Annotated in this window: 12 protein-coding genes; 5 read left to right on the plus strand and 7 right to left on the minus strand. The window is 63.7% G+C overall.

Features of this window, described 5'->3' with window-relative positions; genetic code table 11:
* Positions 1-188: 188 nt before the first annotated feature.
* The 3 genes from C0456_RS16830 to metC are packed head-to-tail and all read left to right on the plus strand — an operon-like array spanning position 189 to position 3,210.
* Positions 189-1,199: a cysteine synthase A gene (locus C0456_RS16830; RefSeq protein ID WP_367179307.1), complete on the plus strand. Its 1,011-nt coding sequence runs from the start codon at positions 189-191 to the stop codon at positions 1,197-1,199.
* Positions 1,196-2,044, plus strand: coding sequence for a sulfurtransferase (locus C0456_RS16835; protein ID WP_291054508.1), 849 nt, complete (start codon positions 1,196-1,198; stop codon positions 2,042-2,044). Before C0456_RS16830 ends, C0456_RS16835 begins: the two co-directional genes overlap by 4 nt.
* Positions 2,041-3,210 carry a cystathionine beta-lyase gene (gene metC, locus C0456_RS16840; RefSeq protein ID WP_291054511.1) on the plus strand — a complete coding sequence of 390 codons (1,170 nt, stop codon included), beginning with the start codon at positions 2,041-2,043 and terminating at the stop codon, positions 3,208-3,210. Before C0456_RS16835 ends, metC begins: the two co-directional genes overlap by 4 nt.
* Here the strand turns inward: metC and C0456_RS16845 are convergent.
* The 5 genes from C0456_RS16845 to C0456_RS16865 all read right to left on the minus strand — a co-directional run bounded on the left by C0456_RS16845 (position 3,207) and on the right by C0456_RS16865 (position 6,594).
* A complete protein-coding gene (locus tag C0456_RS16845; RefSeq protein WP_291054515.1) occupies positions 3,207-3,980 on the minus strand; it encodes a C13 family peptidase in 774 nt (257 codons plus the stop codon). The two genes, metC and C0456_RS16845, sit on opposite strands and share 4 nt — an antisense overlap.
* A 119-nt stretch (positions 3,981-4,099) precedes the next feature.
* Entirely contained in the window at positions 4,100-4,432 is a 333-nt protein-coding gene (locus tag C0456_RS16850) for a hypothetical protein (protein WP_291054518.1), read from the minus strand.
* A gap of 104 nt (positions 4,433-4,536) precedes the next feature.
* On the minus strand, positions 4,537-5,562 hold the full coding sequence (locus C0456_RS16855) for an NADP-dependent oxidoreductase (protein WP_291054521.1): 1,026 nt from the start codon (positions 5,560-5,562) through the stop codon (positions 4,537-4,539).
* A gap of 47 nt (positions 5,563-5,609) precedes the next feature.
* Entirely contained in the window at positions 5,610-6,050 is a 441-nt protein-coding gene (locus tag C0456_RS16860) for a hypothetical protein (protein ID WP_291054524.1), read from the minus strand.
* 70 nt (positions 6,051-6,120) lie between these two features.
* A complete protein-coding gene (locus tag C0456_RS16865; RefSeq protein WP_291054526.1) occupies positions 6,121-6,594 on the minus strand; it encodes a hypothetical protein in 474 nt (157 codons plus the stop codon).
* A gap of 168 nt (positions 6,595-6,762) precedes the next feature.
* Here C0456_RS16865 and polA point away from each other — a divergent pair, with 168 nt between their 5' ends.
* Entirely contained in the window at positions 6,763-9,552 is a 2,790-nt protein-coding gene (gene polA, locus C0456_RS16870) for a DNA polymerase I (protein ID WP_291054529.1), read from the plus strand.
* Positions 9,553-9,841: 289 nt separating this feature from the next.
* On the plus strand, positions 9,842-11,683 hold the full coding sequence (gene ilvD, locus C0456_RS16875) for a dihydroxy-acid dehydratase (protein WP_291054532.1): 1,842 nt from the start codon (positions 9,842-9,844) through the stop codon (positions 11,681-11,683).
* 21 nt (positions 11,684-11,704) lie between these two features.
* Here the strand turns inward: ilvD and C0456_RS16880 are convergent, their stop codons facing one another.
* Both C0456_RS16880 and C0456_RS16885 read right to left on the minus strand, forming a co-directional pair.
* Positions 11,705-12,964, minus strand: a complete 1,260-nt coding sequence (locus C0456_RS16880; protein ID WP_291054536.1) for an energy transducer TonB — start codon at positions 12,962-12,964, stop codon at positions 11,705-11,707.
* A 23-nt stretch (positions 12,965-12,987) separates the two neighbouring features.
* Positions 12,988-13,176, minus strand: a 189-nt coding sequence (locus C0456_RS16885; protein ID WP_291054539.1) for a hypothetical protein, incomplete at its 5' end; no start/stop codon positions are given.

Below are 13,176 nucleotides of genomic sequence, written 5' to 3' on the forward strand. Positions count from 1 at the left end.
GCTGCGGCGCGATGGTTCCACACCTCCTTAAGGGACATGTCAGTTGACGGCGGGCGCTGCCTTGCCCTTTTCACCCGCAGAACGGGCGCATGCCGCAGCAGTTTCGCACCCCTTGCGGATTGAACGCGCTGGCGGCGGCGCGTAGCCTGTTTGCCAGCAACCCAATGTCAGAATCGAGTAACGCCCCCATGACCATCCACAGGTCTGTCATCGACCTCATAGGCAACACGCCGCTGCTCCGGCTCAACCGCGTTTCGGACGAGACGGGCTGTGAGATTCTCGGCAAGTGCGAGTTCCTCAATCCGGGCCAGTCCGTGAAGGACCGCCCGGCCCTGGGCATCATCCGGGAAGCGGAAGCTTCCGGCGCGCTGAAGCCGGGCGGGACGATCGTGGAAGGCACCGCCGGCAATACCGGCATCGGGCTGGCGCTGGTGGGCAAGGCGCTCGGCTACCGGGTGGTGATCGTGATGCCGCGCACCCAGAGCCAGGAGAAGAAGGACGCGATCCGCCTGCTCGGCGCCGAGCTGATCGAGGTGGATGCGGTGCCCTATGCCAACCCCAACAACTATGTGCGCTATTCCGGGCGCCTTGCCGAGGAGCTGGCGGCGAGCGAGCCCAATGGCGCGATCTGGGCCAACCAGTTCGACAACCAGGCCAACCGCCGCGCCCATTACAACACCACCGCGCGGGAAATCTGGGATCAGACCCAAGGCCAGGTGAACGGTTTCATCTGCGCGGTCGGCTCCGGCGGGACGCTGGGCGGCGTGGCCCTTGGCCTGAAGGAGCGCAATCCGAAGATCACCATCGGCCTCGCCGATCCCGGCGGCGCGGCGCTCTTTTCCTATTACACCACCGGCGAGCTGAAAGCCGAAGGCACCTCCATCACCGAGGGCATCGGACAGGGACGCATCACGGCAAACCTTGAAGACATCCCGGTCGACAAGGCCTGGCGCATTCACGATGAAGAGGCCCTGCGCTATCTGTTCGATCTGGTGGAGCATGAAGGGCTGTGCCTTGGTGGCTCCAGCGGCGTGAATGTGGCCGGGGCGGTGCGCCTTGCCCGCGAGCTGGGGCCGGGGCACACCATCGTCACCATCCTCTGTGACTATGGCAACCGCTACCAGACCAAGCTCTACAATCCGGAATTCCTGCGTTCCAAGGGCCTGCCGGTTCCGCCATGGATGGAGACCAAATCATGAGTGAGTATGGCGATCCTCTGGTCAGCGCCGAATGGCTGATGGCCAATATTTCGGCCCCCGATGTGCGCATCGTGGACGCCACCTGGTTTGCCGCCTGGACCAATCCGGTGGAAACCGGGCGCGAAGCCTGGAAGCGCGGACATATTCCGAAGGCGGTCTATTTCGATATTGACGAGATCGCCGATACCGCCTCGCCCTACCCCCATATGATGCCCGATGCCGTGAAGTTCTCCTCGCGGGTGCGCAAGCTGGGCCTCGGCGATGGCAGCCGCATTGTGGTTTACGATCAGAACCGCTTTTTTGCCTCCGCCCGCGCCTGGTGGATGCTGCGCGTGATGGGGCACAAGGATGTGCATGTGCTGGATGGCGGGCTGCACGCCTGGGTGGCCGAAGGCGGCCCGCTGGACGATCTGCCGACCCCGCCGGGCGAGCGCCACTTCACCCCGCGCGTGCGCAGCGACCTCATCATGGACGCGCGCGATATGGAACAGCTGGTGGGCTCTGCGCGTGTGCGGATCATTGATGCCCGGCCGGATGGGCGCTTCTTCGGGCGCGAGCCTGAGCCGCGCGCAGGCCTGCCCTCAGGCCATATTCCCGGCAGCATCAATGTGCCGGGCAGCCTGCTCGTTACCGAAGATGGCCGCATGAAATCGGCCGAGGAGCTGCGCCGGCTGATGCCTGATCCGGGCGCGCCGACCGTGGCGACCTGCGGCTCCGGTGTGACGGCAGCGATTACGGCGCTCGCCCTTGCCCGCCTCGGCAACTGGGATGTGGCCGTCTATGATGGGTCATGGACCGAATGGGCATCTGATCCGGCCCGGCCGGTCGTGCGGGGCGCAGAATGAGCGCCCGCGACGACGCAGCGCCGGAAACACGCCTGATCCATACGCGCGCCGAGCGCCTGGGCCGCGTGACGGTGAACCCGCCGGTGGAGCGGGCCTCCACCGTCCTCTTCCGCACCGAGGCGGCGCTCTATGGGCCGAAGCCAACTTATGGCCGGATGGGGCTGACAGTTCACCGCGAACTGGAAGCGGCGATGTGCATTCTGGAGGGCGCCAGGCACACGCGGCTTGCCTCCAACGGCCTGCAGGCCTGCGCGCTGGGGATTGCCAGCGTGGTGAGCGCCGGCGGGCATCTCCTGTTTACCGACAGCGCCTATGGGCCGACCGCCCGCTTCTGCGAGAAGCGCCTGAAGACGATGGGCGTGGACGCCGAGCGCTTCGATCCGCGCATGGGCGCGGGCATCGAGCGCCTGTTCCGCGACAACACCCAGGCAATCCTCCTGGAATCCCCCGGCTCTCTGACCTTCGAGATTTCCGATCTGCCGGCGATGGCCGAGGTGGCGAAGAAGCGCGGCATACGGATCGTCTGCGACAATACCTGGGGCGCGGGCCTGCACTATCAGCCGCTGGCGCTGGGGGCCGATATTTCCGTGCAGGCGCTGACCAAATATGTGGTGGGCCATTCGGACGCCTTTGGCGGCGCGGTGATGACCAATGAGCTGAGCCTTGCCAACAAGGTGGCCAATTGTTCCGAAGACTGGGGCATAGGCCTTGCCCCGGATGACGCCTATCTGGCGGTGCGCGGCATCCGCAGCCTGAAGACGCGGCTGAAGGCGCATGAAGCGGCCGGGCTGGAGCTGGCGCGCTGGCTGGAGGGGCGGGCCGAAGTGGCGAGCGTCATCCATCCCGCCCTGCCCTCCCACCCCGATCATGCCTTGTGGAAACGGGATTTCACCGGCGCCAACGGCCTTTTCGCCTTTGTGCTGAAGGATTATCCAAGTGCCGCGCTGGAGCGGTTCTTTGAGGCATTGCAGCTGTTCGGCATGGGCTTTTCCTGGGGCGGGTTTGAGAGCCTGATCATTCCGTGTGATGACCAGCTGACGCGCAGCGACGGCTGCTGGACGAGAGACAAGCCCGGCCAGCTGATGCGCGTGCATGTGGGGCTGGAAGCGGTGAGCGATCTCAAGGCGGATCTGGAAGCAGGCTTTGCGGCGCTGAACGCGACCTAAGGCGCAGGCTTCTCGAAATCGAGGAAGACGAACAGGTCTTCGACATCGGCGCCCAGATTTGACTGGGGCTCGGAGGGAGGCCAGAGGCGCTGCTGGCGCTCCTGCAGGGCGACGCAGCGGCGCGTCATGCTCGAGAGGTGGACGAAATCGTCCGCCCCCGGCAGCGAGTCCAGAACGCACTGGTCGAACACCGGATAGATCATCCCTGCGCCGCAGCCAAAGGAGGAGCGGTCCGGACGGGCCGCGGTCATCACCAGCCGGTTGGGCGCGGCGAGTTCCGGCACGAAGACGCCGGAGAAGCAGGCCGAGACGACCACAACCGTTGGCCGCTGCCCGCACCACTGGCTGATCAGGCCGTTGAGCTTCTTCGGACTGATCAGCCCTTCGGTGCCAAGCACCATGCCTTCGGGCACGCCATGGGAGGTGAAGTAGAAGAGGCAGCCGGCCGGCGCCTTGGCGGCCAGCTGCCCGAAGGCGGTGAAGACGTCCTCCGAGCGCAGGGAAAAGCCGCCCAGCTCTCGCGGGCGCAGCGACATGTGGGTGATGTTGTCCGGGTTGAAGCCCACATCGGCAAAACCGCGGGCAAGATCGCGCCGCGCATTCTCGAAGGCATCAATGGGGGCGCCTTCACTGTCGCGCCAGTCCGCCGCGAGGATACCGACGGCCCAGTCCTTGAGCGGAGCATCTTCGACGGCGGGCCGGGCAAAAGCGGGCCCCGCCCAGCAGGCAGCCAGGAACAGGGCCACAGCGAACAGACGGCGCAACGGCAACCGCGTTTCTCCCCACGGTGAGTGTGTTCTCAGGCCATATGAGCAGCGCCGAGGGCAGAGCGCAAGCGCGGAGACGGGCTCATTTTCCGCTCCCTCCCCGGCGCCCGGAAATGCGGCGCTTACTTGGGATAGGTGTCGAGCGAGGGTTCGCGGTACCAGCAGTCGCAGCTGGCATTGTACTGGAAGGCCTCGCCATAATCATTGATGCGGGTGGCGGGGGTTATGTAATAGCCGGGCACATAATCCCAGGCCGGGTCGGCATAGCGGTCGGCAAAGCCATCGCCGGTGTCATCGCATACGGCATAGCCCTGGGCGTTGTAGTCGCAGCCATAGGGGGGCGTCTGGGTGAGCGTGACGGCCATCTCGTCGGCCGCCATGTTGAGGCCCATGGCGATGGCCTCCCAATCGGAATGGCTGCAGCCGGCAACGCCGATCAGCGCTGCGGCTGCCATCCATCCCCGTGTCCCCAGTCCCGCATGCCGTCCCATTTCCCACTCCCAGACTTCATGATGACATTCTGGTAATGGGGCGCATGAACGCAAGCTGAACCTGAGCCTCAAACCGGCTCCGGACTGACCTGAACCACGAGTTTTCCGAGATTTTTGCCCTCAAACAGGCGCGACAGGCTCGCCGGAGCCTTCTCGAAGCCCTCGACGATGTCTGTCTCGAATTTCAGTTTTCCTTCCATCAGCCACTGGGCCATCTGTTGCATCCCCTCCGGGAAGCGGGGGAAATAGTCGATGACGATGAAGCCCTTCACCAGCGTCCGCCGCATCAGCAGGTTGGCGAAGTTGTAGGGGCCGGGCACGGGCGCGGTGGCGTTGTAGGTGGAGATGAGGCCGCAGAGCGGCATGCGCGAGAAGTCGTTCAGCCGGGCGATGACCTCGTCCATGATCTTGCCGCCGACATTCTCGAAGTTGATGTCGATGCCGGTGGGGCAATGCTTGTCGAGGGCGGCGCCGACATCTTCGTTCTTGTAGTCGATGGCCGCGTCGAAACCGGCAACCTGGGTAAGCCAGCGGCATTTGTCGGCCCCGCCCGCGATGCCGACGACGCGGCAGCCCTGGATCTTGGCGATCTGGCCGACCATCGAGCCGACAGCGCCGGCAGCGGCGGAGACGACCACCGTTTCACCGGCTTTCGGCTTGCCGATGTCCATCAGGCCGAAATAGGCGGTCATGCCGGTGGCGCCGAGCGGGCCCATGAAGGCCGTCAGCGGCACGCCGGGCAGCTTTGGCAGCTTGGTGAGTGCGGCGCCGGGCAGCGTGTTGTAGATCGACCAGCCGGCGAGGCCGGTATTGACGATGTCGCCGGGGGCAAGGCCGTCAAAGCGGCTTTCGGTGATGACGCTGAGCCCGCCGCCGCGCATCGGGTCGCCGATCTGCACGGGCGGCAGATAGGCGTCCATGTCGCTCATCCAGATGCGGTTGGTGGGATCGAGCGAGAGGTAGATCGTCTTGGCGCGCACCTGGCCGTCTTCGAGCGGGGCGAGCGGGGTCTCGACCAGCTCCAGATCCCCCTCTTTCAGATCGCCCACTGGACGACTGCGCAGCACCCATGTCTGGTTCTTTTCGTTGACCATGTTGTTCCTCCCTGAACGTCTCGCCGGGAGGCTAGAGCGAATTGCGCTCAGCGCAAGGCGCCGCGTTTCATCTGCCACCAAGCGTAGGCGAGCTGGATCAGGGCAATCGCGATGATGAGATAGGGAAAGATCTCGCCCCCCTCCATCTTCGGCGCGTCCGTATCCATCATGCCGTCGATCAGGCTGATGATCGCGCCCAGCAGCGAGACGGCGAACAGCTTCACAGCCCAGGCGCTGCGCAGCAGAAGGGCAACGGCGCCGAAAAATCCGCCAAACACGCCCATCACCCACGCGCCCCAGACCCACCAGGGCATGGCAAACCAGTAGTCCAGCATCTCCTGCGGAAAAGGCGCCAGATAGGCCTCGTTGCGCGTGGCCGTCATCACGAAATCGAAACAGCCAAAGGCATTCCAGACGAGCGCCAATATGCCGACGAGCCAGATATGCCAGCCGGCTTTCGGGGCGATTACGGATGTATTTTCAGTCATGCGCGCCCCTCCCTGACGTAAGGGAAGTGTACGCCGATTTAAGCGGAGTGCAATCTGGGTGGCCGGGGGCCTATTTCAGGACGCCAAACTTGGCCCAGGTCTGCGCGTAATAGAGCAGCAGGACGGAGACCACGATGGTGAACACCGAGACGGCCTGGATCGTGCTGTCATCGGGGGCGCCATCGGCGAAGGTGAAGCCGATGCCGAGGATGGTCGTCGTGGCGCCGAGGGCGAGGATACGCACCGCCACCAGCCGCTTGCGGATGAGGTAGACCGCGCCGGCGAGCGTGGCGAAGACCGCGATGCCGCGCAGGGCGATGACGCCGAGGGGAAGCTCGTAGATGAACTCCCGTGTCAGGTCCGGCATCTGGTTCATGTAGGGCGCAAAGCGGGTGATCATCGCCAGAAGGTCGAAGACGCCCAGGAGGCTCCACAACACGGCGATGGCCCCGATAACGGGGAGATGCCACGGCGCCTTCGGCACATGCTTCTGCACTGCCGGAATGAGGGCCGTCGCTTCTTCGAAGTCCAGATCACGGTCCATGTGGCAAAAGTAGCACACCCCTGCCGCCACGGAAAAGCCTAAATTCGATCCGGCGCGTTACGAAAGTGACATGTGCCGTAACTGTAGGCGATGCGCGCGATTTCCGAGCGAGCGGGTGACGCGGGCGCCCATGCGGGCTAAACCGGGAACAAATCAAAGGAATCGCTCATGGCCACGGCGCCCATCAATCAGGACAGCCACCTCTATCTCATCGATGCGAGCGCCTATGTGTTCCGCGCGTTCCATGCCCTGCCCCCGCTGACACGCTCGTCCGACGGGCTGCCGGTGGGCGCGGTGGCGGGCTTCTGCAACATGCTGTTCAAGCTGCTGGAGGAGCTGAAGGGCGGGCAGCGGCCGACGCATTTTGCCTGCATCTTCGATGCGTCCGAAGTGACCTTCCGGAACGAGATCTATCCGCTCTACAAGGCCAACCGCTCCGACCCGCCCGAGGAGCTAGTGCCGCAGTTTCCGCTGGTGCGCCGGGCCTCGGTGGCGTTTGCCGCCCATGCCATCGAACAGGGCGGCTATGAGGCCGACGACCTGATCGCCACCTATGCCAAACAGGCCGAGGCCAAGGGCGCGCGCGTGACCATCGTGTCTTCGGACAAGGATCTGATGCAGCTTGTCTCTGACAGGGTGCTGATGCTGGACCCGATGAAGAACAAGCTGCTGGGCCGGGAGGATGTGTTCGAGAAGTTCGGCGTCGGCCCCGAAGGCGTGGTCGATGTCCAGTCCCTTGCCGGAGACAGCGTGGACAATGTGCCCGGCGCGCCGGGCATCGGCATCAAGACGGCGGCGCAGCTGATCACCGAATTCGGCGATCTGGAAACGCTGCTGGCGCGAGCCGGAGAGATCAAGCAGCCCAAGCGCCGCGAGACGCTGATCGGCTTTGCCGACCAGATCCGCATTTCCAAACGGCTGGTGCAGCTGGAGGAGAATGTGCCGGTGAAGGTGCCGCTGGAAGACCTGGCGGTGCAAGACCCGGACCCGAAGGAGCTGATCGGCTTCCTGGAGGAGATGGAGTTTCGCACCATCACCCGCCGCGTGCGCGAGCAAATGGAGATGGAAGGCGCCCTCGAAGCGCCCACGCCCGAAGGCCAGCCCTTTGATGTCTCCGCCTATACCTGTGTCCGCGATCTCAAGACGCTGGAAGACTGGGTGGCCCGCGCCATGACGCAGGGCCATGTGGCGGTTGATACGGAGACGGACAGTCTGGATGCGGTCTCCGGCGGGCTGGTGGGCGTGTCACTGGCGCTTGCCCCCGGCGAGGCGTGCTACATACCGCTGGCGCATGTGGACCCCGAAGCCAAAGGCGAGGGCGACATGTTTGGCGCCGACCCGCCGCGCCAGATCCGGATGGCGGACGCGCTGCAAGTCCTGAAGCCGATGCTGGAAGACCCGGCCACGCTGAAGATCGGCCAGAACATCAAATATGATCTCTGCGTGTTCGCCCAGCATGGCATCCGCGTGGCGCCCATTGACGACACGATGCTGATTTCCTTCGCCCTGAATGCCGGCATTCACGGGCATGGGATGGACGAGCTTTCCGAGCGCTATCTTGGCCACGCGCCGATCACCTTCAAGGATGTGGCCGGCAGCGGCAAGGCGCAGAAAAGCTTCGCGCAGGTCGCCCTCGACAAGGCCACGGAATACGCCGCCGAGGACGCCGATGTGACGCTGCGCCTCTGGCTGGCGCTGAAGCCGCGTCTGCGTACGGAGCATGTAACCACGGTTTACGAGACACTGGAACGCCCGCTGGTGCCGGTGCTGGCGGAGATGGAGCGGGCGGGCATCAAGGTTGACCGGCAGATGCTGTCGCGCCTGTCGGCTGACTTCAACCAGCGCATGGCGGGGCTGGAAGCGCAGGCCCATGAGCAGGCTGGGCGCAGCTTCAATATCGGCTCGCCCAAACAGCTCGGCGAAATCCTGTTTGACGAGATGAACCTGCCCGGCGGGAAGAAGACCAAGACCGGGGCGTGGGTGACCGATGGCGATGTGCTCGAAGGGCTTGCCGCAGAGGGGCATGAACTGCCGCGCACGATTGTCGACTGGCGGATGCTGTCGAAGCTGCGCTCGACCTATACCGAAGCGCTGCAGGCGGCGATCAACAAGAAGACCGGCCGGGTGCATACCAGCTTCATGATGGCGGGCGCGCAGACGGGGCGGCTGTCTTCGACCGACCCGAACCTGCAGAACATCCCTGTGCGGACTGAAGAAGGCCGCAAGATCCGGCAGGCCTTCATTGCCGAGGACGGCAATGTCATCGTCTCGGCAGACTATTCGCAGATCGAGCTGCGCATCCTGGCGCATATGGCGGATATTCCGGCGCTGAAGCAGGCCTTCAAGGATGGCCTCGACATTCACGCCATGACCGCCAGCGAGATGTTCGGCGTGCCCATCGAAGGCATGGACCCGATGGTGCGCCGGCAGGCCAAGGCGATCAATTTCGGCATCATCTATGGCATCTCCGGCTTTGGTCTTGGCCGCCAGCTCGGCATTCCTGCGGGCGAGGCGAACCAGTATATCAAGACCTATTTCGAGCGCTTCCCCGGTATCCGTCAGTATATGGACGAAACCAAGGAATTTGCCCGCGAGACAGGCTTCGTGCGCACCGCCTTCGGCCGCAAGATCAACCTGCCGGACATGAAGGCCAAGGGGCCCGCCCGCGCCTTTGCCGAACGGCAGGCCATCAACGCGCCGATCCAGGGGTCGGCCGCTGACATCATCAAGCGCGCCATGATCCGCATGCCGGAGGCGCTGGCGGGCGCTGGCCTCTCAGCGCGGATGCTGCTGCAGGTGCATGACGAGCTTGTGTTCGAATGCCCGGAGAAGGAAGCCGAGAAGCTGATAGCGCTGGTGCAGAAGACCATGGCGGCGGCGGACGGGCCGGCGCTGAAGCTGTCTGTGCCGCTGGTGGTCGAGGCCAAGGCGGCAGGGAACTGGGCGGCGGCGCATTAGAGTGTCAGGAGGAAGATCGGCAACTCAAACCACCGCTCATCCTGAGCGAAGCCGAAGGATGGGCCACGCAGGACTGCCCCCAGCCCCGGCTCGTCCTTCGACTTCGCTCAGGATGAGCCGTCCGACAGGCGGGGGCTGGGTCACCGCCCGCTACTCTAACCGCCTCCTCCGCCATCTGGCCCATTCCAATCTTTCCCGCAGATGCTAAAGAGCGGGTGAATTCACCGCTTTCCGGCTTCATTTCCGCCCCGGAAGGCAAAATTTTGCGTAAGCCACGAGACCTGACCCGATGATCCCCTACCGTTCCCGCACCTCCACCCACGGCCGCAACATGGCCGGTGCCCGCGGCCTCTGGCGCGCGACGGGCATGACGGACAGCGATTTCGGCAAGCCGATCATTGCGGTGGTAAACTCGTTCACCCAGTTCGTCCCCGGGCATGTGCACCTCAAGGATCTGGGCCAGCTGGTGGCCGGAGAGATCGTCGCAGCGGGCGGCGTGGCGAAGGAATTCAACACCATCGCGGTCGATGACGGCATCGCCATGGGCCATGACGGGATGCTCTATTCCCTGCCCTCGCGCGAAGTGATCGCCGACAGCGTGGAATACATGGTCAATGCCCATTGCGCCGATGCGATGGTGTGCATCTCCAATTGCGACAAGATCACGCCCGGCATGATGATGGCGGCGCTGCGGCTCGACATTCCGGTCGTGTTCGTTTCCGGCGGGCCGATGGAGGCGGGCAAGGTCAACATCGATGGCGAGCTGCGCGCGGTGGACCTGATCGACGCGATGATCGAGGCGGCCAATCCCGACCGGACGGACGCGGAAGTCGACGAGTTCGAGAAGAATGCCTGCCCGACCTGTGGCTCCTGCTCGGGCATGTTTACGGCCAACTCCATGAACTGCCTCGCTGAAGCGCTTGGCCTCGCGCTGCCGGGCAATGGCTCGACGCTGGCCACGCATGCCGACCGCGAGGCCCTCTTCCGCCGCGCGGGGCGCCGCATCGTCGAGCTGACCAAGATGTATTACGAGCAGGGCGACACCGGCGTCTCTGCGCGCGGCATTGCCACCAAGGCGGCGTTCGAGAATGCCATCACGCTCGACATCGCGATGGGCGGATCGACCAATACGATCCTCCACCTGCTGGCCATGGCCCGCGAGGGCGAGGTGGACTTCACGCTGGATGATATCGACCGGCTGAGCCGGGTGACGCCATGCCTCTGCAAGGTGGCGCCGGCGGTGCAGAATGTGCACATGGAAGACGTGCACCGCGCCGGCGGCATCTTCGGCATTCTGGGCGAGCTCGCCCGCGCCGGAAAGCTCGACACCTCCGTGCGCACGATCCACGCGCCCACGATGGCCGAAGCCCTCAACAAATGGGACATCGCCGTTACCAATGATCCCGAAGTGCAGGAGCTGTTCCTGGCCGCGCCGGGCGGCGTGCGCACGACGCAGGCCTTCAGCCAGTCGCGCCGCTACAAAGCTCTGGATACGGATCGTGAGAAAGGCGTCATCCGCTCGGCAAGCCACGCCTTCTCGCAGGATGGCGGCCTCGCCGTTCTCTTTGGCAATATTGCCGAGCAGGGCTGCGTGGTGAAGACCGCCGGTGTGGACGACAGCAATCTGACATTCTCCGGCCCCGCCATCGTTTGCGAGAGCCAGGAAGAGGCGTGCAAGCGCATTCTCGGCAAGCAGGTGAAGGCGGGCGATGTCGTGATCGTGCGCTATGAAGGCCCGCGCGGCGGCCCCGGCATGCAGGAAATGCTCTACCCGACCTCCTATCTGAAATCGATGCGGCTGGGCAAAGCCTGCGCTCTGATCACGGATGGCCGCTTCTCCGGCGGCACCTCCGGCCTCTCGATCGGCCATGTCAGCCCGGAAGCGGCCGAAGGCGGCGCCATCGCCCTGATCGAGGAAGGCGATATCATCGAGATCGACATCCCCAGCCGGACGATCAATGCCAAGGTCTCCGCCGAAGAGTTTGCGCGGCGGCGGGCGGCGATGGAGGCCAGAGGCGCGAAGGCCTGGAAGCCGGTGGAAGACCGCCCCCGCAAGGTCAGCCGCGCGCTGAAGGTCTATGCCGCGCATGTGGGCAATGCCGCGCAGGGCGCTGTGCGGCTTGATCCCTGAACGGCAGAGGCGTTTGCCGGGTTACCGGTATTCCAGCGGCTGAACGACGTTGTAGCGGACGACCGGCTTTCCATCGACCATTCTGGGTTTGAATTCAGCCCGCTTGAGGGCGTTTTCTGCCGACTTCAGGAAGCGGTCGTCGTCACAAATTGCCCGTATGTTTATTGGCTTGCCACGCTCCGACACGTTAAACCGAACGAGGCAGTTGGCGGTTGCCGGCGGCGCAGCCTCCCACGGCCAATTTGGCTGGATGGGCGCTGCAAGTTGCGTATCCTGAACATCCATCACACCGCCACTGGGCACGAGGGCAAATGACTGGCTGACCCAAGTCTCCACCTCTGCGTCTGCATTGAAACTTTTTCCAAACTTCTTTTGGGCCACCGACAGAAGCTCATCAGCCTCCATTTCCCGGGCACTTGCGCGCAGGGCGAGGAAATGCGCCGCATAATACCAACGCGCGGCATCTGGAGACAAATATCCTTCCGCCTCACTCTTCTGAAGTTCGGAAACATTCTCCCCCAGTCTTGCCAGCGCAACGGCCGGATCTGCCGATTTCGGGACTGACGAAAGCGCGAGGAGTTTCATTTCCGATGTGGAATCGTCGACCCGGACACCCGCCAGATTTTCCACGACGGACTCATATGCCCCCGTCATCATCAATGTGGTCAGGGCATAAGCCAGTTTCCCCTGCTCGCGCGGGTCCATTCCCTGGTAAACGAGCCTTTCGGCAGGCGTGAGTTTTTTCTGCCTGCCTGCATCGAGAAAGACTCTCTTTGCAAGACTTTCAGCAAGCTGAACGTCTCCCGCGTGCGCCAGGAAAAAGGCATAGATGGCCCTGACATGGTGAGAGGGCGTTTCCAGAATTTCCGTCTCGCCCTTGAGCAGCTCATACCCCTCCGAAACCCGGTTCTCGGTGAGGCTGTAGAGAACGCCCCCGGAAACAAGGTTCTCCCTGAACGCCCTGACTTCCGGTAAACTGAAAAGCGGGTCTGACAGCGCCCGCTCCAACACAGGAAAATACTCCTGCGGCGAACGGCTCTCGAAGTGCTGATTGGCAAGCAGGAACAAGGCCGGGATGCTGGTTTCACATCCGGTTTCCGGATCGGATAATAGGGTCTCGAAAAATGTGATCCGGTCGGAAGGGTCTTTGTTGTCGTACCCTTCACTCTCCATCTGCGTCTGAAATGCCTTATACGTTGTCATGTTTGTCCAACAGTCAACGCGCTCAGGAATGGCATCCTCTGCCATTGCGTAGGGCACCAGTACGAGTGCAGCGATCAATGCCGCGCAATATCCAAACAGTCTCAACCCCAGCCCCTTCTTTTCAGCCTTTTTCCTTCAACCAGAATTTCCAGGAAGGTCAACCTTTTGAAGGAGCAGACTTGGCGGCCGTCCAAGCCAGCACTTTTGGCCGGACGCAGCGGGCGCTGGCCGGGGGATTTGGGCTGGATTCGGCTTTTGGGAAAAGCTAGGACGTGTCGGCGGTTGCCGGG

It is taken from the genome of Hyphomonas sp. (assembly GCF_013823385.1).
Lineage (GTDB): Bacteria > Pseudomonadota > Alphaproteobacteria > Caulobacterales > Hyphomonadaceae > Hyphomonas.

Bases quoted from the DNA above. Each gene is read 5' to 3' on its own strand.
- polA (WP_291054529.1), top strand. From the start codon at position 6,763: ATGGCCACGGCGCCCATCAATCAGGACAGCCACCTCTATCTCATCGAT.
- C0456_RS16850 (WP_291054518.1), bottom strand. From the start codon at position 4,432: ATGGCAGCCGCAGCGCTGATCGGCGTTGCCGGCTGCAGCCATTCCGAT.
- C0456_RS16830 (WP_367179307.1), top strand. From the start codon at position 189: ATGACCATCCACAGGTCTGTCATCGACCTCATAGGCAACACGCCGCTG.
- C0456_RS16835 (WP_291054508.1), top strand. From the start codon at position 1,196: ATGAGTGAGTATGGCGATCCTCTGGTCAGCGCCGAATGGCTGATGGCC.
- C0456_RS16855 (WP_291054521.1), bottom strand. From the start codon at position 5,562: ATGGTCAACGAAAAGAACCAGACATGGGTGCTGCGCAGTCGTCCAGTG.
- C0456_RS16865 (WP_291054526.1), bottom strand. From the start codon at position 6,594: ATGGACCGTGATCTGGACTTCGAAGAAGCGACGGCCCTCATTCCGGCA.
- C0456_RS16860 (WP_291054524.1), bottom strand. From the start codon at position 6,050: ATGACTGAAAATACATCCGTAATCGCCCCGAAAGCCGGCTGGCATATC.
- ilvD (WP_291054532.1), top strand. From the start codon at position 9,842: ATGATCCCCTACCGTTCCCGCACCTCCACCCACGGCCGCAACATGGCC.
- metC (WP_291054511.1), top strand. From the start codon at position 2,041: ATGAGCGCCCGCGACGACGCAGCGCCGGAAACACGCCTGATCCATACG.